Annotated in this window: 19 protein-coding genes; 14 read left to right on the top strand and 5 right to left on the bottom strand. The window is 60.4% G+C overall.

The annotated features are described in order from the left end of the window. The first annotated feature begins 36 nt into the window (after positions 1-36). A complete protein-coding gene (locus tag Q0864_RS15945; protein ID WP_298571749.1) occupies positions 37-1,206 on the top strand; it encodes an MFS transporter in 1,170 nt (389 codons plus the stop codon). 34 nt (positions 1,207-1,240) lie between these two features. Here Q0864_RS15945 and Q0864_RS15940 read toward each other — a convergent pair whose 3' ends face one another. From Q0864_RS15940 to Q0864_RS15930, 3 genes are all read right to left on the bottom strand, one after another. Further along, positions 1,241-2,869 carry a M10 family metallopeptidase gene (locus Q0864_RS15940; RefSeq protein WP_298571747.1) on the bottom strand — a complete coding sequence of 543 codons (1,629 nt, stop codon included), beginning with the start codon at positions 2,867-2,869 and terminating at the stop codon, positions 1,241-1,243. Positions 2,870-3,058: 189 nt separating this feature from the next. Then, positions 3,059-4,129 (bottom strand): ParB N-terminal domain-containing protein, encoded by a 1,071-nt coding sequence (locus Q0864_RS15935; RefSeq protein ID WP_298571744.1) that lies wholly within the window; start codon positions 4,127-4,129, stop codon positions 3,059-3,061. Then, entirely contained in the window at positions 4,126-5,430 is a 1,305-nt protein-coding gene (locus Q0864_RS15930; protein ID WP_298571741.1) for an AAA family ATPase, read from the bottom strand. The genes Q0864_RS15935 and Q0864_RS15930 overlap by 4 nt, the downstream gene beginning before the upstream one ends. 484 nt (positions 5,431-5,914) lie before the next feature. On the opposite strand from Q0864_RS15930, the gene Q0864_RS15925 reads away from it, so the two are divergent. After that, entirely contained in the window at positions 5,915-6,622 is a 708-nt protein-coding gene (locus Q0864_RS15925; protein ID WP_298571738.1) for a DnaA N-terminal domain-containing protein, read from the top strand. A 30-nt stretch (positions 6,623-6,652) separates the two neighbouring features. Here the strand turns inward: Q0864_RS15925 and Q0864_RS15920 are convergent, their stop codons facing one another. Further along, positions 6,653-7,243 (bottom strand): HD domain-containing protein, encoded by a 591-nt coding sequence (locus Q0864_RS15920; RefSeq protein WP_298571735.1) that lies wholly within the window; start codon positions 7,241-7,243, stop codon positions 6,653-6,655. Continuing rightward, on the bottom strand, positions 7,240-8,385 hold the full coding sequence (locus tag Q0864_RS15915) for a TauD/TfdA family dioxygenase (RefSeq protein ID WP_298571732.1): 1,146 nt from the start codon (positions 8,383-8,385) through the stop codon (positions 7,240-7,242). Before Q0864_RS15915 ends, Q0864_RS15920 begins: the two co-directional genes overlap by 4 nt. 97 nt (positions 8,386-8,482) lie before the next feature. On the opposite strand from Q0864_RS15915, the gene Q0864_RS15910 reads away from it, so the two are divergent. From Q0864_RS15910 to Q0864_RS15855, 12 genes are all read left to right on the top strand, one after another. Then, positions 8,483-9,346 carry a LysR family transcriptional regulator gene (locus Q0864_RS15910; RefSeq protein WP_298571729.1) on the top strand — a complete coding sequence of 288 codons (864 nt, stop codon included), beginning with the start codon at positions 8,483-8,485 and terminating at the stop codon, positions 9,344-9,346. 100 nt (positions 9,347-9,446) lie between these two features. Next, on the top strand, positions 9,447-10,172 hold the full coding sequence (locus Q0864_RS15905) for an ABC transporter ATP-binding protein (protein WP_298571726.1): 726 nt from the start codon (positions 9,447-9,449) through the stop codon (positions 10,170-10,172). Then, entirely contained in the window at positions 10,147-10,758 is a 612-nt protein-coding gene (locus Q0864_RS15900) for an energy-coupling factor transporter transmembrane component T (protein ID WP_298571723.1), read from the top strand. Before Q0864_RS15905 ends, Q0864_RS15900 begins: the two co-directional genes overlap by 26 nt. Positions 10,759-10,761: 3 nt before the next feature. Continuing rightward, entirely contained in the window at positions 10,762-11,307 is a 546-nt protein-coding gene (locus tag Q0864_RS15895) for a biotin transporter BioY (protein ID WP_298571719.1), read from the top strand. A gap of 43 nt (positions 11,308-11,350) precedes the next feature. Then, positions 11,351-12,244, top strand: a complete 894-nt coding sequence (locus Q0864_RS15890) for a hypothetical protein (RefSeq protein ID WP_298571716.1) — start codon at positions 11,351-11,353, stop codon at positions 12,242-12,244. Between the two features lie 266 nt (positions 12,245-12,510). After that, a complete protein-coding gene (gene napF, locus Q0864_RS15885; protein ID WP_298571713.1) occupies positions 12,511-13,011 on the top strand; it encodes a ferredoxin-type protein NapF in 501 nt (166 codons plus the stop codon). Next, a complete protein-coding gene (locus tag Q0864_RS15880) occupies positions 13,008-13,277 on the top strand; it encodes a chaperone NapD (protein ID WP_298571710.1) in 270 nt (89 codons plus the stop codon). Before napF ends, Q0864_RS15880 begins: the two co-directional genes overlap by 4 nt. Positions 13,278-13,297: 20 nt before the next feature. Continuing rightward, on the top strand, positions 13,298-15,793 hold the full coding sequence (napA, locus tag Q0864_RS15875; RefSeq protein WP_298571789.1) for a nitrate reductase catalytic subunit NapA: 2,496 nt from the start codon (positions 13,298-13,300) through the stop codon (positions 15,791-15,793). A gap of 26 nt (positions 15,794-15,819) precedes the next feature. Beyond that, positions 15,820-16,692 carry a ferredoxin-type protein NapG gene (gene napG, locus Q0864_RS15870; RefSeq protein ID WP_298571707.1) on the top strand — a complete coding sequence of 291 codons (873 nt, stop codon included), beginning with the start codon at positions 15,820-15,822 and terminating at the stop codon, positions 16,690-16,692. Beyond that, positions 16,689-17,612: a quinol dehydrogenase ferredoxin subunit NapH gene (napH, locus tag Q0864_RS15865; protein WP_298571704.1), complete on the top strand. Its 924-nt coding sequence runs from the start codon at positions 16,689-16,691 to the stop codon at positions 17,610-17,612. The genes napG and napH overlap by 4 nt, the downstream gene beginning before the upstream one ends. Before the next feature lie 25 nt (positions 17,613-17,637). Then, complete coding sequence (locus Q0864_RS15860) at positions 17,638-18,066, top strand: nitrate reductase cytochrome c-type subunit (RefSeq protein ID WP_298571701.1); 429 nt, start codon at positions 17,638-17,640, stop codon at positions 18,064-18,066. 24 nt (positions 18,067-18,090) lie between these two features. Further along, on the top strand, positions 18,091-18,792 hold the full coding sequence (locus tag Q0864_RS15855) for a NapC/NirT family cytochrome c (protein ID WP_298571698.1): 702 nt from the start codon (positions 18,091-18,093) through the stop codon (positions 18,790-18,792). The last annotated feature ends 4 nt before the right edge of the window (positions 18,793-18,796 follow it).

The following is an 18,796-nucleotide window of genomic DNA, read 5'->3' as shown; positions in this document are numbered from 1 at the left end:
CGCAAACCCCTTCGCCCGATTGAACCGAGGTAACCAATGCCACCCCCCCCTGCCCCAGCCCTCCACGCCGCGCGCAACGCCGTGATTGCGATGTTCGTGCTCAACGGCGCGCTGTTCGGCATCTGGGCGTCGCGTATCCCCACAGTCGCGGGCAAACTTGCGCTGGACCCGAAGGATCTTGGGGCGCTGTTGCTTTTGATGGGGGCCGGGGCCATCGCGGCATTCCCGCTTGCGGGGCGTTGGGTGGATCAGCACGGCGCTGCACGCGTGACCGTGTGGCTAGCGGTGGGCTATGCGTTGTCGCTGTTGCTGATTGGCCTTTCACCCAACCTCTTGTCGATTGCGGTGGCCCTGTTTTTCTTCGGGGCAACCCATGGCGGCATGGATGTTGCAATGAACAGCTGGGCTGGCGCGGTCGAACGCCACCTGCCCCGCCCGATGATGTCCCGGTTTCACGCGACCTGGTCACTTGGCGCGGGGCTTGGCGCGGCGTCTGGCTATGCGGCGATCAAGCTCGGATTGCCCGTTTCGGCGCATGCTGTGCTTGCTGGGGGCGCCGTGACGGGCCTTTCGCTCTGGCTGGCAGCTGGACCCTCTAAATCTGCCCAATGGGCGCCTAACCCGGCCCACAGCGCCTCTCGCGGCCCATTTCTGGCGTTGCCCAAGGGGTCATTGCTGCTGGTCGGGCTGACCGCCATGTGCGCGTCGCTGGGGGAAGGGGCGATGGCAGATTGGGGGGCGATCTTTCTGGTCACGACGACCGGCGCTTCCGAAGCCGCGGCCGCTTTCGGCTACGCGGTCTTTTCCGTGGCCATGGTTGCCATGCGACTGGCCGGAGACCGCGTGACCCTCCATCTGGGGCCCGTGCCGACCGCGCGCCTTGCCGGAGTGATCGCAGCATCTGGCGTGGCTTTGGCCATCAGCGTTGCAACCTATCCTGTTGCGTTGGTCGGCTTTGCGCTGATGGGGGTCGGCTATGCGGTGATCATGCCATTGGCCTTCAGCCGGGCCACCAGCGACCCGGACCTGTCGCCGGGCAAAGCGGTCGCCGGGCTTGCAACGTTAGGCTATGGCGGTCTGCTGATGGGGCCGCCGGTGATCGGGTTCATCGCGCAGGCAAGCTCACTCCGGGTGGGCTTTGTGCTGCTTTTGGCGCTGTCCGCCCTGATCGTGGTGCTGGCCCCTGCCCTTGCACGGCGCGACTAAGCCCCGCGCGCACTCGGTAGACCCCTGATATCGCTTAGTAAAACGAGATATCGTCGACCAGGCTCATCTTGTTGCGCACGTCCTCGACGATCAGTGTATCGCCGTTGCCCAGTTCAATATAGACATCGCCGTTCTTAACTTTTGCCTTGTTTTTCATGAGCTTATGCGCGCCCATACCCTTTGGCAGCAGATCGCGTTCAATAAAGATCCGGTCGTTCTGACCATCGCGGAAGTCCTTGATCCGATCCTTGCCGCCATTGAAATAGAACCGATCAGCACCCTTGCCGCCTGTCATCCAGTCAGAGCCTGCACCGCCATAGAGCGAGTCCTTGCCCCTGCCGCCGTATAGCGCGTCGTTGCCGGTCCCGCCAAACAGCCCATCATTTCCTTTGTAGCCATACAGCCGGTCACCTGAATCTTTTCCGGACAGCGTGTTGCCCGCCGCATTTCCTTTCAGCAGATCCTTGCCGTCGCCGCCCCGCACACCTTCGATCCGCGAGTAGGTGTCACCATAGGCACCACCGCGTCCCATGCCCTTGGCCAAGTTCACATAGATGGCAGCTTTTGTGCCGGAATAGTCAGCAAAGTCGAAGCCATCCCCGCCAAACAAATCGTCCAGACCCGGGCCGCCGATCAGCACATCCTTGCCGTTGCCGCCCGCAAGCGTGTCGTCACCCGCCCCACCGATCAGCGTATTGGCGCCGGTGTTGCCGATCAAAACATCATCGCCCGAACCACCCTTGGCCCGTTCGATCACTGTGCCATAGGCAATCACAAGGTTGCCCTTCTCGCCCATCACACTTGACGCCTTGCCGATGCGCAGGTCGATCCGCTGATCGCCGCTGTAGTTCGAGAAATTGAACGTATCAAAACCGCTGGAATCGTAGACGGTCATCGCGACGTTGCTTTCACCCGCGAAATCACCAGCCGGCCCGTCGGCGTTCGAGCCATAGCCATAGGTGGTCGAGCCCTTGTTGGCCCCCTTCCAAGTGCCATACAGCTTTTGAATGGCGGCGACATCGGCAATCATCGGCGTCAGGACATAAGCGAAAGAGGCGGACACATACGGATTTTCCGACTGCGAGAAATAGGACATGACGGTCTTTTGCCAGCTGTCATTGGCGTAATGCGCATTGCCAAAGAAGTTGGCCGACCCGTTGTAATCCCCTGCATGGCCCAGCCCCAGAGCGTGCCCAATCTCGTGCAGGTATGTTTGATAGGAATAGCTGCTCAGGTCATATTCGTCGCCCGAATACCAATAGGTCGGAATGTTGACCATCGACCCGCTTATGGTGCCGCCAAAACTCACCGAAGACGATGAATACGCCCCGCTGCTGTCACCTTGCACAAACACGATCTGCGCCGACGTGCCCGAAACTTCGGTGAACTTGATGCCAGATGCGGCGGACCAGGCATCCAGCGCCTTTCGGGCAAACCACTTTCCGGCCGGCGCGATGGAAGACACGGAATAGGTTAGCGTGCCACCCGGTTTCACATCAAAATGCCGGGCTGGTTGTCCGGAGATCGCCCAGTAACCATTTGTCAGATAGCTTGCGATCTGGTTGACCGAATAGGCTGGCATCGCGGCCAGAGACGGGCTGCTTGCGGCGCTTTGCGCCCCGGCTTGCACGCCACCTGCGCGCAACAATTCAATGATCGACATAAAGCCTCCTGATTTCGGTCAGCTACGTTTCTGCTGTCAGACGGAGTTAATCAACCTCTGTGGCAGAAAATGGGCGGGAAAATGCCTGCAATTCGGCCAATCCACGCGCAGGGCGAACCCTGTCCCCGCGGGGACAGACCTCCTGCCCGGCCCATTCAGCCTTCTGTCCCCTTGGGGACAAGAAGGTGGTCAGCCATCCAGCGCGTGAAAAAAAGCTTGAACCGCTTCCTCAAGCCGATGCCGATCAACGTTCGAGAAATCGCGCGCGATGCGCATTTCGATCCGCCCTTCGGATGCAGCGCAGCGCACCGTTCCACCCTTGACGTCCTGCCGGAACGTCGTCTTTGCCGCACCTGTGGGCTTGCTGGGCTGAGCTTTCTTGGGGATGGAAAGCGGCGCGGCTTGCTCGCGCAGAACCTCTAGTTCGGCATCCGGCGTGGACACCAACGCGGCCGCCAAGGCTGATTTGACCTTGGCGCGCGCGCCCTCTTCCGACACCAAACGCTTTTCAAGCTGCAAGCCCAAGGCGCGTGGGATCGCTTCAGGGAATTTCAGGTGGGTTCCAATGGCGTCAAGCAGCGTCATGAAATGCTTGATGTAGCTGCGCTTTTGCCGCGAAACAGACCCAAACAAGGCCGCCAGAGCCTGATCTGCATCTTGCGCGGCTGTCTCGGGGTCCGCCACATAGCCGCGCGCAAGCTCAGCCATTTCCGCGAACGAGATATCGCGTCGCACAAGGTTTTCATCGACCATCCGACGATAGAGCATTTCCAGCTCTTCGCCATGCGCCATCAGCCCCGCGGGGATGCGCGCGTAAGCCTCGTCACCCGTTTCGTCATAAAGCTCTTGGAACGCCGTCAGGCGGCGAAAGCCCTGCACCAGCTCAAAGACACCTTCGCCCACCTGCTCCACCCGGATCGGGTTGGACAGCCCTACATCACGGATCGAGGCTTTCAACTCGTCCAGTTCCGCATCACGCCCCGGCTTGCGATCACGGGTCAGTTTGTCAGACCGGATGGCATTCAGCGGGATCATGTCAGTGATCAGCCCTGCCTTTTTCAGGCGCACATGTTCATGCGCAAGCCTGTCGTTCTCGGCGCGAATTTGCGCCTCGACCGCTTGGCGCTCTTCCAAAGCGGCCGAATTTTCCGAAATCGCCGAGGCCATCGGGCCGCGTCGGGGTTCCGTCACGGGCGCAGGATCGGCTGCGGGTGGGTCGGCTTCCGGGAAGTCGATGTCAAAGACGCGACGTTTGCTCATGCTCTATCCTCCAGCTTGTCCCAGGCAGTCAGCAGGTTGTCCCTGAATTCCTCATACGCGGTGTCAAACGACCCTCGCGCACGCCGCCAGGTTTCCCGCGTCATATCGCGGTAATCAATTTCGTAAATCGAGCTGAGGAAGCGCCCGGATTGCTCCACGGCGCGCGTCATCTCGATCGGGTGTTCGGCCAATCGTTCCCCAAAAACCTTACCAAACGCCGTCCGCATCGCACGGTGCAATTCGTTCGATGCCTCATAGCGCGTGAGCAGGAAGCGCACATCGGCGAACTCCTTGGGCAACGACATTGTCCCCGCGGGGACAGAATTGGTGAACCGCGCCAGATCCTCCAGCGCCTCGGACAACTGACCGATGAAGGACGTGGTGCTGTCATATTCCCAATAGCCGGGACCCGACGGGATATAGAGCACATCCGCCGCGAATACGGCGTTCATCGACTGGTAGCCAATCGCGGGGGGGCAGTCGAAGATGATCATGTCATAGGCGTCATCCGCCAGGCCATCCAGAAACCGCGACACGGCGGCGAAGAACGACCATTCCGGGTTCACGTGGCGGTATTGGGCAGAGGCAAATTCAACGAACGCGGCGTTGGCGCAGCTGGGGATGATGTCGATGGTCGGCCAGCAGGTCGGCTTGATGAAATCCGAATTGCGCAGATCGGACAGCCCCATATCCGTGATCGCGGCGGGCAGCTTTCGCTGGGGCAGGGCGGTTCCGCTTTCGGCGCCCGCGACCGCGCTGTTCATCCGCTGCGTTTCCTGAATAAGGTCGCGCGCCATGATGCCCCAGACGGTATATTCCTCGGCCACGTCGCTCAGCCCCATCGAGTGGCTGAGCGTCGCCTGCGGGTCGAAATCCACGCACAGCACGCGGTAGCCATCCAACGCGGCGGCGTGCGCAAAGTGCAGCGCAACAGTCGATTTGCCCGCGCCGCCCTTGAAGTTGGCAATCGCCGCGCGAATCGCCCGCTTGCCCGCGGGGCGTTTGGGCATCATGGATTTGCGGTTGATGCGGATGCGCCGGCGCAGCTCGTTGATCTCGTCCAGCGTATACCAGCGCTGCCGCCCGTCGCCTTCGACCAGCCCTTGGGGCAGGGAGGGGTCGGCGGCAAGACGTCCACGCAATGTGGATTGATTGACCTTGAAGATCAGCTCGGCGACCTCCCAGGATGAGAACCGGCGCAGCGTCTTCTCCATCTCGGGCGAATAGGTCTGCTGCCTGATCCAGCCCTGCATCTTCAGTGATTGTGCCTGTAACTGCGCCAAATCTTCGTGGGTAAACATCCTGACTCCTGCTCTTATAGGACGCTAATTATATGTGCTTTCTGATTTACGCGGAATTGGCGGAAAAAGCAAAAGGGATTTTGGAATTGGGTCAGTTTGCGACGCCCCACAGGGACAGCATTGATTTCATTACATTTTGTTTAGAATAGCCCGCTGAGCCGCAGAATTTGGGGACACAAGATGTGCCGCTTTGCTATATTGGGGGACATATATGCTGTAATACGGGACACCCTGCATGTCCCCCTATACCTATAAACCATTTTTCTTATTAGATTTGAAAAGGTTTTAGGGTCTTGAGCCGAGAGGGCTTGACAGAATCGCAACCAAGGACGCAAATCGTTGCAGTGTTGGCAAAAGCGTTGAGTTCGGCGTAATATGCCTTCCACAGACCGAACGTTAGATTCGGCGATTGATAATACTTCCGGGCAAAGCTCCGGATCGAGGCAGCCGCGAATGCGGACGGAACAGGTAAGCTGGGGGCGGTATGCAACAGCTCAGGGCGACGGGTCGTAATGCGGCGTCGTTGAAATATGATCTTCTCACGGCGATGGGCGCCTATGCCTTGGCCGAAGGGAAGGGACCGCAACGGTTGGTGCTGCGGCTGATGACCTTGGTCACGGCGCGCTACAATTGGGTCCGCAATGAACTGACCGTGGGCCAGCGCGAGATCGCGCGGCTGTGGTCGGTGGATGAACGGACCGTGAAGCGCGAGATGGCGAAGCTCAGGGCGATGGGCTGGCTGGTCGTCAAGCGGCAGGGCGCGCGGGGCCGGGTCACCGAATACCGGCTGGATATCGAAAAGATCCTGCGCTGCACACGGGCCAGTTGGGCAGCAATAGGGCCTGATTACGAACAACGGATGACGCGCGACGAAGCGAAGGACGACAATGTCGTGCCGCTGCCCGTCGGCGGATCGCGGAGCGGGGCAGGGGGCATAGATGCGCCCCCGCCTGATATGTCGGACGGGACGGAATGGTCGACGGTCCAGACCTTGCTGCATTCAGAGGATCAAACCTTGTTCAACGCGTGGTTCCGGGGCCTGTCCCGGCAGGGGCGAGAGGGTGCAAAACTGATCCTGAAAGCGCCCAGCAGGTTCCACGCGGATTACGTCGACACGCATTTCCGCGCACGGATCCTCTATGCCTGCCAATCCATCGACAACAGCGTGGGAGAGATCGCAATCAGACACTAATCCAGCGTAAAAGAGTGATAGGGCAGGAGGTCAACCGGAGTTGCAGTGCCGATCGACCATCCGTTGCACCATCGGGGCGAAGTGCCAAAAATCCGGCGTTTGCATGTCGTCGCGTTTGCCTGCATCGTCCAGATAGCGCACCGCGATGATGTGCTTCAGGTTCGGGTTCTTTTCAAACGCGGCGACCTCATCATCGCTCATCGGGCCGCCTTGCAGCATCAGCGAATGCACGGACGCCTCGCTGAGCCGGTCAAAATAGCTGGGCTTGGTGGCGCAGAGATACCGCTTCGCGGCCACGTGATACCGCACGCAATCGGTGATCACGCTGGGAAAAAACCGCTCCAATACCTCGGCGCCCGCGTCTTCGTGGTGGCGATCTTCTGTGTCGTCAGGGTGATAGGTGCCGAATTCGGAAGTGAAATGGCCAATGTCATGAAGCAGCGCGCCGACAATGATTTCCTCGGGCTGGCCGTTTTGCTCGGCGATGGTGGCACCTTGCAGCATGTGTTCGGCCATGGTGACGGGTTCGCCCAGATATTCCTCCCCTCCGCGTCGGTCGAAGATGCTGCCGATGAAATCGACGATGGTGTCAGGGGTCAGGGTGTTGATATTGGGTTTCATTCTGCGGCCTCTTTCACGTCTGCGCGGCGCATCGCGGCATAGGTCGAGCGTAACCCGTCCTTGTCGGAATAACAGCCCTGAAGCCACCGCGAGCCGGTGCCGGAATAGGCTTTGCGGGCGTGCAGAACGCGGGTGTTGTCGACGACGAACGCCTCGCCGGGTTCCAGCCGGAAGGTGACCTCCATCGCCGGGTCGTCGATGATTTCGCCAAACCGGCGATAGGCGGCGTAATAGGTCTGCATTTCGTCAAACGGCACGTCCGACACGGCCGCGAGCGAGCGGTTGTTGAAGCGCACCGCGACCAGTTCGCCGTCGGGGGCAAGTTCGATCATAGGGCGGCGCGATTGCAGGCAGACACCATCTTCACCCGCATACTCAAATCGGGCGCAGAAGGACGATAATGCGGTGAAATAGTCAGGGTTTTCGTCGCGCAGACGCAGGGCGGCTGCAAACCCGTCGACCACCATGTTTTCACCACCCGCCGCCGAGCTTTCAAGGCAATATAGCACCTGAACCGAGGGCACCGGGTCGCGGTATGGGTTGTCGGTATGCGCTTGCAGACCCAGCCCGGTGAAGGCGAGGTTGGTTGGGTTCACCTCGGTGCGCACCTCGAACTTGCGCCCATAGTTTGTTTCACGCACATAGCCAAACAGATCGACCACTTTGAACAGCGCGCCGTCCTCGATGGGGCCGTTTTCTAGCTTGCCGAAACCGTAACGGTTGACCAGCGCGAGCCAGTCGCCCAAGGCCGCGTCGTCTTGCGTCATCGCAACGAAGTCACCAACCGGAACGGATCCCATCAGGCGGGCGTCCCAAGGCTCTAATTCGGCCGAAAGCCAGCCATTTTGCGTCGGGGTAGGGCGGTCATAGGCGTTCTGCACCAACCAATTTGCGTCATAGGTGATGGTTTTGCCCTCGGGCACGAATGTCACGTCAACCGCACTGCCATTCACGACAGCCCCGGTTATTTTCGTATCCGCCGGAATGTCACGCAGCGCGACAAGCCGCTGCCCATTGCCGGGCGCCCGGGTGGCGTCGTCCCAGGCGTTGTCGCGCAGCCACATGGCGTGAAAGCGCAAAGGGCCGTCTGGGGTGGTAAGGGTCAGGATCTGTCCTGTCGGGTCAAGGTTGGCATCAAGCATGGTGTGTCCGTTCGCTGCGTGAATTTCGGTGACACTTTCGCGCGTTTGATAGATAAGCACAATTTAGAGGAAACAACCCTGAGGCATGGATTGGCTTATGGTAAACACCCCCCTTTCAAACCTGCCGCTGGATTGGGTCCGCGCGTTCGAGGCGGCAGGCCGCACCGGCAGCTTCACCGCAGCGGCGGCGGAAACGGGGCTGACGCAGGCCGCAATCAGCCAGCGGATCGGCAACCTTGAGGCGCGATTGGGCGCGACCCTGTTCATCCGCCAGCCGCGCGGCGTGATCCTGTCGGTCGAGGGCGAGGCTTGGTTGCCTTATGTGTCCCACGCGCTGGCGACGCTGCGCCAAAGCTCGGAGGAGCTGTTTGGCATTCAACGGCGGCGGGTAACGGTCTGGGCCAGCGCGTCCGTGTTGCAATTGTGGGTCGCACCGCGTTTGGCGGGGCTATCGCTGGGCGATCAGGTTGAGCTGTCGTTTAAGACAATGGTGTTGGCCTCCGAGGATGGGCCGGGCGTATCGGGCGTGCGCATCCGTTACGGCAATGGGGATTGGGATATCGCGCACCGCGCGCGGCTGTATGACGAGGCGCTGACGCCGGTCGCCGCGCCCGTATTGATCAAGCGGGCAGGGCAGGGGGGCTGGCAGGATCTGCCGCGCCTTGGTCTGTCAGGGCCGCGCGCCGGTTGGCATGACTGGGCGAAAGTGACGGGGGACGCACCAACGCCGGTGCCGCAACTCCGGTTTGATACGTTCACTGCTGCCTTATCTGCCGCCGAGTCCGGGGCAGGGGTGTTGTTGGCGTCGCTGCCTTTGGTGCGGGCGCATCTGGAGGATCAGCGGCTTACGCGCCTGTCGCAAAGTGTGTTGCCGTCTGAAAACTCTTATTGGATGGTCGCGTCTGACCGCGATGTGACTCGCCGCCAGTGGGAGGCTTTGACCGGGCAGTTCTGCGCCTGAGCGGTTGCGTAGAAACACGCGGGATGCATTTTCTTGCGGCAATCCGTCGCGCAGCCCGTTAAAAGGCGCGTGAACCGGTCACAAAAGGGTCCACGCACAGGTGAAAGATACGAGCGCTACGGCACAGATCAACTTTGCCGCTGTCGATCACAAGATCGACGGGCGTTTGATTCTGTCTGGCGTCTCGGTCGATCTGTCGGCGCGGCGCATTGGGGTGATTGGGCGCAACGGGTCGGGCAAGACCACGTTTGCGCGGCTGCTGGCGGGGTTGGTTGCGCCGAGCGCGGGCACGGTCACGATTGACGGGATCAACCCGGCGAAAGACCGACGCGCGGCGCTATCGCTGGTGGGCATTCTGTTCCAGAACCCGGACCACCAGATTATCTTTCCGACGGTGATCGAGGAGATCTCGTTCGGCCTGCGCCAGCAAGGTATGGATGACCCCGAGGCGCGCGCAGGTGCTGTGCTGGACCAGTTCGGCAAGGCGCATTGGCACGACGCCCATGTGCACAGCCTGTCGCAAGGGCAAAAGCAGCTGGTCTGCCTGATGTCGATCCTTGCGATGACGCCGCGCATTCTGATTCTGGACGAGCCGTTCGCGGGGCTGGATATTCCGACCCGGATGCAGCTTGCCCGCTATCTGGATCGCTATGACGGCACGTTGGTTCATGTCTCGCACGATCCGCGTGATCTGACGGGCTATGATCAGGTTCTATGGCTGGACCGTGGGGTGTTGCAAGGGCAGGGGGCCGATGTGCTGGACGCCTTCACCGATGACATGACACGACAAGGAGAGGGCGATGATATCTCTGACCTCTCCCGTTAGGACACGCGCGCACGCTTGGCCCGCCGGGGCAAAGCTGGCGGCGCTGTGCGTGGCAACTGTTCTGTTGTTCAAGGCGCAAAATATTTGGGTTCACGCAGGTGCCTTTATCGGCATGTTGGCGCTGTATCGCCTGCCCGGCCCGGTGTTTTTTCGCGCCGGTCTGCGGGCGCTGAAGGTGTTGTGGCCCTTCGTTGTGATGCTGGCGATCTATCACCTTGTGACGCGCACGCCTTACGTGGGTGGGGTGATCGTTCTGCGTATGCTGACAGCGGTCGGGCTGGCCACGTTAGTGACAATGACCACGCAACTGTCGGACCTGATCGCGGTGGTGCGCTGGCTGGCGACGCCGCTGCGCGGTGTGGGGCTGAAAACCACCTATCTGGAAACCGCCATTGCGCTGGTTATCCGCTTCACGCCGGTACTGCTGGCCAAAGGCACCAAGCTGATCGACGCGTGGCGCGCCCGATCGCCGCGCCGCCCCGGTTGGCGAATTATCTTACCGTTTACGGTCCTTGCGCTTGATGACGCGGACCATATCGCCGAGGCGCTGCGCGCGCGCGGTGGTTTTGATGCTATGGAGACCTAATACATGGAAAAGAACGTCACCCTGATCGCCCTATTTGCAGCCCTGATTGCTGCGCTGGGTCTGATCCCGCAAATCGCGCTGCCCTTCGGCGTGCCAATCACCGCCCAGAGCCTTGGCATCATGCTGTGCGGCACCGTGCTGGGTGCCAAGCGCGGCGCGCTGTCGGTGCTGCTGTTCCTGCTGCTGGTGGCGCTTGGTCTGCCGCTGCTGGCAGGTGGTCGCGGTGGCTTGGGTGTGTTCACCAGCCCGACCGCTGGCTTTCTTGTGGGCTTCCCAATCGCGGCGTTTGTCACGGGTCTGATCACCGAAACATGGCGCAAGGGGTCGCTGGCGGTCAGCGCGGGTGTTGCCTCGGTCATCGGTGGGATCGTGGTGCTTTACCTCTTCGGGATCTCGGGCTTTGCGCTGGTCACGGGCAAAACCATGGGTGAAGCAACCGTGGTCATGGCGGCCTTCATCCCCGGTGACATCCTGAAAGCCGCAATTGCGGGGATGCTGACGGCGGCTCTGGCCAAGGCGCGTCCGGCAAGTGTGCTGTCGCGCGTTTGATGGCGATAGGCTCTGAGAAGCGACCGACATTCGGAGAGATACCATGCCTAAGACATCAATTTTCTTTGTCATTCAGGGCCTCTATATGCAATCGCAGGCGCTGTTGCTTGCCAGTAGCCTGAGGGCGCATTTGGGCGATGAGCCTGACCTTGTCGGCTATCTTCCGCTGGACGACGCCCGGCCGGGCCCTGATGCAGCCACCAAGGCCGCGCTGGACGGTTTCGGCGTCAGTCTGCAGACCATGGAAATTCCCGCCGGGGCATGGAAAAAGCCCTATCCGCATGGCAATAAAATTTTGGCCGCGATGCAAGACCGCACGGCAGATATCCATGTTTTCATGGACACCGACATGGTCTGTGTCGCCCCGGTTGACTTCGCTTCATTGGCATCGCCAAACGCTGTTTCCGTGGTGCCCGAAGGCGTGCCATCGTGGGGCAAGAACAGCGACCGATGGGACCGCGCCTATGCGCATTTCAACCTGCCGTTGCCCACGGATCGGGTGCGCCTGACACGCCGCCGAAGGATAGAGTTCTATCCCTATTTCAACGCAGGCCTTGTTATTTTCAACGACGCCTACAAAGGCCAGGACGAAGGGTTTGGCAAGTTGTGGTTCGAAACCGCACACGATTTCGACTTCAACTGCGCTGTCGCCAAGAAACGCCCCTGGCTTGACCAGATAACCTTGCCTTTGACGCTGGCCAGATTTGGGATTGAGTATCGGGTTTTGTCTGAAGACTATAATTTTTCGATTTCCAACCGCGGCTTCGAAGCAGATGCAACCCCTTCAATCCTGCACTATCACCAATACCGGTTTGGTTCGGAATGGCCGCAGATTGACACCGAACTCGCCCGCATGAAACAAGCTTTGGGGCCGGAAACACTCGCAAAGCTTCCCGCCGAGTTCGAAGGCTACTGGACTGCCAGCCAGACGGACTGAACCGATTTTGTCGCAAGGGCGTCAGCATTCGCGCAAAAACTTTCATTGTTCAGCAAACGCGTGTTGGCGCCAGTTTGCCTTTCCAGAAAGTGCGCCGTATCAGGGACTTACGACTTTTTCCAACACCACATTCAAAAAGTAACATTTTTCAGGTGAATTGATTTCTGCGACAAATCGACACTTTCTTTGATCTAGGTCATTAGGGCGCGCCGACGCCGGGTTTAGGGCTTGAAACGCAAGCCACCAAACCAGCGAGCGATTCACATATGTCTGCATCACCCACCAGACGCGCCTTCCTGAAAGGCAAAGTTCAGGAGGTTCTGCGCCAGCGGCCCCCCGGAGCTGGCCCGGAGGCAGAGTTCCACGACGCCTGCACCCAGTGTGGTGAATGCGCGACGGCCTGCCCCGAAGGCATTATCATGAAAGATGCGGGCGAACGCCCGTTCCTGGATATCAACGCCGGGGCCTGCACGTTCTGCCATGCCTGCACCGATGCCTGTGACTTTGGCGCGCTGACGCCAGAGAACGAATGGCTGTGGCGCGGGGATGTCGGCAACAACTGCCTGTCGTTGAACGGTGTGAACTGCCGCACCTGCGAAGACCATTGCGACCAACGCGCCATCGGGTTCCAGTTGCAAACCGGAGGCCGCGCCCAACCGGTGCTGGACGAAGACCTGTGCAATGGCTGCGGGGGCTGTTCGATGGCCTGCCCCGTCGGCGCCATTTCCTTCAAGAAGATCAAATCAGAAACGGAGGCCCGCCCATGATGAATATCTGTGGCTGCCTGGTGCACACGATGCCGGATATGACCGAGACTGTCATAACCGCGATCGACGCCACCCAAGGTGGTGAAGTGCATGCCCACCAAGACGGTCGCATCGTTGTGACCGTAGAAGACACGCCAGACATGCGTGCATCCGACCAGATCATGGAGATGCACCAGATCCCCGGCGTTTTGACCATCACCCTGACGTATCACCATTTCGAAGAGCTCGACGGCGACCCTGCCGCCGCTTCGACGACCAAACACTAATCGGGAGACACACCATGTCCATGACTTCATCCCGCCGATCCTTTCTGAAGGCCAGCGCCGCCGCCGCGACCGCCTCGGCCGCCGGCATCACCCTTCCCAATGGCGCTATGGCGCAACCCAAGTCCCCCGATATCCGGTGGGACAAGGCGGCGTGTCGGTTCTGCGGCACCGGCTGTTCGGTGCTTGTGGGCGTCAAGGACGGCCGCGTCGTGGCCACGCAAGGCGACCCGGAAGCCCCGGTGAACCGTGGTCTGAACTGCATCAAGGGCTATTTCCTGTCCAAGATCATGTATGGCGCCGACCGCCTGACCACACCGCTTCTGCGCAAGTCGAACGGCGTTTACGACAAAAACGGCGACTTTGAGCCGGTCAGCTGGGACGAAGCCTTCGACGTGATGGCCGAGAAGTGGAAAGCCAGCCTGAAGGAAAAAGGCCCGACCGCCGTTTCCATGTTCGGCTCCGGGCAGTGGACGGTCTGGGAAGGCTATGCCGCCGCCAAGCTGATGAAGGCCGGGTTCCGGTCCAACAACATCGACCCCAACGCGCGCCACTGTATGGCGTCGGCCGTGGCCGGCTTCATCCGCACCTTCGGCATTGACGAGCCGATGGGCTGCTATGACGACCTTGAGCATGCCGACACGTTCGTCCTTTGGGGCTCGAACATGGCCGAGATGCACCCGATCCTGTGGTCGCGGCTGACCGACACCCGTCTGACCAAGCCGGGCAGCGAAGTGCACGTCCTGTCCACGTTCGAACATCGCTCGTTCGAACTGGCGGACAATGGCATGATCTTCGCGCCGCAAACGGACCTCGCGATCCTGAACTATATCGCCAACTACATCATTCAAAACGATGCGGTGAACTGGGACTTCGTTGAAAAGAACACCCATTTCAAACGCACCAACACCGATATCGGTTATGGTTTGCGTCCCGAGCACGAGCTGGAACAAGCTGCCGCGAACCCGTCGCATGACGGCAAGCACGGCGCCATGTCGGACATGACGTTCGAGGAATACAAGGAAGCAGTCGCACCATACACCGCCGAGTATGTGTCCGAACTGTCGGGTGTGCCGGTCGCCGCGCTGGAACGTCTGGCGCAGCAATATGCGGACCCGAACCGCAAGGTGATGAGCCTTTGGACCATGGGCTTCAACCAGCACACGCGCGGCACATGGGTGAACAACCTCATGTATAACGTCCACCTGCTGGTGGGCAAAATCTCGGAACCCGGCAACTCGCCCTTCTCGCTGACCGGTCAGCCGTCGGCTTGCGGCACGGCGCGCGAGGTTGGCACCTTTGCCCACCGTCTGCCCGCCGACATGGTTGTCGCCAACGAAGGTCACCGCGACATTTGTGAAACCGCGTGGGGCATCCCGAAAGGAACCATTCCGCCCAAGCCCGGTTTCCACGCCGTGCTGATGCACCGCAAGCTGAAAGATGGCGACCTGAACTGCCACTGGGTGCAGTGCACCAACAACATGCAAGCCGCGCCCAACATGAACGAAGAAGGTCTGCCGGGGTATCGCAACCCTGAAAACTTCATCACCGTGTCCGACCCGTATCCGACCGTGACCGCGCTGGCCGCTGACCTGATCCTGCCCACCGCCATGTGGGTCGAGAAGGAAGGCGCCTATGGCAACGCCGAGCGTCGCACACAGTTCTGGCGCGAACAGGTGTCTGCACCGGGCGAAGCGAAATCGGATGTCTGGCAGGTGATGGAGTTCTCGAAACGTTTCACCACCGACGAGGTGTGGCCCGCCGAGCTTCTGGACACCATGCCGGAGCTTAAGGGCAAGACCCTGTTCGAAGTTCTTTACGAGAACGGCAAGGTCAACAAATACCCCGTGTCCGAAGTGGCCGAAGGGTTCAACAACCACGAAAGCGAGGACTTCGGCTTCTACGTTCAGAAAGGTCTGTTCGAAGAATATGCCGAGTTCGGTCGCGGCCATGCCCACGATCTGGCGGATTTCGATGTCTACCACCAGGCGCGCGGTTTGCGCTGGCCCGTGGTGGACGGCAAGGAAACGCTCTACCGTTTCCGCGAAGGCTATGATCCTTACGTGAAAGAAGGCGAGGGGGTTAAGTTCTACGGCAAGCCCGATGGCAAAGCCTTCATCATCTTCGCCCCGTATGAACCTGCCGCCGAAGAACCGGATGACGAATATAACCTGTGGTTCGTGACCGGTCGTGTGCTGGAGCACTGGCATTCGGGCTCGATGACCCGTCGTGTGCCGGAACTGCACCGTTCGTTCCCATCCGCCGTGGTGTTCATGCACCCGGATGACGCGAAGGATCGTGGGCTGAAGCGCGGGCAAGAGATCCAGGTCTCGACGCGTCGCGGCGAGGTTCTGTCGCGCGTGGAAACCCGAGGCCGCAACAAGATGCCCCGTGGTGTCGTGTTCATGCCGTGGTTCGACGAAGGTCAGCTGACCAACAAGCTGACGCTGGACGCAACTTGCCCGATTTCCAAGGAAACGGATTTCAAGAAATGCGCCTGTAAAGTCGAACGCGCCTAAGCGCACTACTGAGGAAAGATAAGACCATGTCCGCCGCCAACAAACGCAAACCCAAGCCGCTTGATCGCCGCCGCTTCCTTCAGGATGCAGCACGGGCCGCCGGGGCATGCGCGGTGGCGGGCATGGCGCTTACGAAACTTGCGACAGACGCCCGCGCGCTGCCGGCGCAGGCTATCCGCCCGCCCGGCGCCCTGCCGGAAGAGGACTTTCTGGCCGCCTGCATCCGCTGTGGGTTGTGTGTTCGGGACTGCCCCTATGACACGCTGAAACTGGCCGAGCTGGGGCTGGAAGGTCCCGCCACCGGCACGCCCTTCTTCACCGCCCGTGATATCCCCTGCGAGATGTGTGACGACATCCCCTGCGTCGTGGCCTGCCCGACAGGTGCGCTGGACCATGGGCTGACCAATATCGACGACGCTGACATGGGCCTTGCGGTGCTGATCGACGAGGAACATTGCCTCAATGCGCTCGGCCTGCGTTGCGATGTCTGCTATCGCGTCTGCCCGGTGATCGACAAAGCGATCACGTTGGAGCGGCGCCATAACGAACGATCAGGCGCGCACGCCATTTTCATGCCCATCGTGCATTCCGATCACTGCACCGGTTGCGGCAAATGTGAAAAATCCTGCGTGCTGCCGGGCGAGGCCGCCATCAAGGTGCTGCCCCGTCGTGTCGCGATGGCCGAGGCCGCCGACCACTACAAGCTGGGTTGGGAAGATCGCAACCCGATGGTGGATGACATCATCGACCTGCCCGATCGCCTGCCCGGACCGGGCACCGATAACCTTGCCGCCCCCGGTGGCTATCTGCCGGGCACCGAAGGCCTGCCCGATCCTTCGATGGATGGCGGCTTTACCCCCTCTTTCAACCTTCCCGGAACCGGAGGGTCAGGACAATGAGCGAGAAAACCGCCCTTCCCGTCGGACAAGAGGCCATTCAGGACAAAGGCTGGTGGCTGGCCCATCGGTTCCTGATCCTGCGCCGTGTATCACAGGCGTTCTTCCTTGGCCTGTTCTTGCTGGGCCCGTGGTTCGGGATCTGGTGGGTGAAAGGCAATCTGGCCGGGTCACTGACCTTGGACATTCTGCCCCTGACCGACCCGTTCGTCCTGCTGCAAGGCATGGTCGCCCAACACTGGCCCGAAATGACGGCCATCATCGGAGCACTGATCGTCGGCGTAACCTATGCGCTGATCGGCGGGCGCGTCTATTGCAGTTGGGTCTGCCCGATCAATCCGGTCACCGACGGCGCCCACTGGCTGCACGACAAGCTGGGCTTTGCCAAAGGTTGGCAACCCAAACGGAACACGCGTTTCTGGGTGTTGGGCATGGTGCTGATCGTTTCTGCCCTGACAGGGACCATTGCCTGGGAGTTTGTGAACCCGATTTCCATGCTGCACCGAGGCCTTATTTTCGGGATGGGTTTTGCCTGGACCTTCGTCCTTGCCGTCTTTCTGTTCGATCTGTTTGTGTCGCGCCGCGGATGGTGCGGACACCTGTGCCCGGTCGGCGCGTTCTATGGCCTGCTGGGTCACGGCTCGATCCTCAGGGTCAGTGCGGTGAACCGCGCCGAATGCGACGACTGCATGGACTGTTTCGCGGTCTGCCCCGAAATGCACGTGATCACCCCCGCGCTTCGCGGCGCGGATGAGGACACGCCGATCATCCTGTCGCCCGACTGCACCAATTGCGGTCGCTGCGTGGATGTCTGCGCGCCCGATGTTTTCAAATTCACCACCCGGTTTGACACCACCCCCGCGCCAGCCCGCGCGGCTCGCCGGCCAAAACAACGTCAACCCGAGGCCAGTCGCGCGGCCTGAGACAATAAATGCGGGAGATGCCCAAATGAAAAAGAACCTTCTGATCAGCGCCATCGTCGCCCCGACGCTTCTGGCCACCGTTGCCTTCGCGCAAAGCGCTGGCGGTGTCAGCACCTTGCGGGGGGCGGATGTATCCGAACCCGTCGCCGTCGAGGATGTGTTTCACCAAAACGAAACCCGGTTCGCCCGGAACTATCGCCAGCAGCCCCCCTTGGTGCCGCATTCAATCGATCAGTATCAGATCGACCTGAAGGCCAATCGCTGCTTGTCGTGCCATGACTGGACCGTCGCAGGCGAGCGCAAGGCACCGACCCTGTCGATGACCCACTATCTGGACCGGGACGGCAACCAGCTGGACACCGTCGCCGGGACTCGCTGGTTCTGCAACCAATGCCACGTGCCGCAGGCCGATGCGCCCGCGCTTGTCGACAACACATTCGAAGCCTCGAACTGAGGCGGATGAGAAAGGATAAGGGACATGTCTGACGCAAACCCCGGCTTCATGCGCCGCCTTTGGCGCAAGTTCAGGACACCTGCGGGTGTTTCGCTTGGCACATTGCTGATTGGTGGCTTTGCTGCCGGTGTCATCTTCTGGGGTGGCTTCAACTGGGCGCTCGAGATGACCAACACCGAAAAGTTCTGCATCTCCTGCCACGAGATGGAGGATAACCCTTACGCAGAGTATCAGGGCTCGGTTCACCAGAACAACAGCTCGGGCGTTCGTGCAACTTGCCCGGACTGCCACGTGCCAAAGGATTGGGGCCCAAAAATCGTGCGCAAGGTCAAAGCTTCGAAAGAGCTTTACGGCCACTTCATCACGCGCGTGATCTGGACCCCGGAAGAGTATGAAGGTCACCGTATCGACATGGCCGCCCGTGAATGGCGCCGAATGAAATCAACGGATTCGAAGGAATGCCGTAACTGCCACAGCTTCGATTTCATGGATTTCACGCAGCAGGAAAACCGTGCGGCTGACAACCACCAGGTTGCATTGGATGACGGCAAGACCTGCATCGACTGCCACCAAGGCATCGCGCATGATTTGCCGGAAGGGTGGCAGGAGCGCTACGAAGTGGTCTCGCAAGAGCTGGCTGCCGAGGGTAAGCTCAGCCTGCCCGACGGGCGCGTCGTCGCCGAAGCCAAGGTCGAACTTGAAGGCTATCTGACTGGCGAAAAGTAATCCT

The sequence above is a fragment of the uncultured Aliiroseovarius sp. genome, from assembly GCF_947497285.1.
Classification (GTDB): Bacteria; Pseudomonadota; Alphaproteobacteria; order Rhodobacterales; family Rhodobacteraceae; genus Aliiroseovarius.
This window is presented reverse-complemented; position numbering and strand designations above follow the sequence as displayed.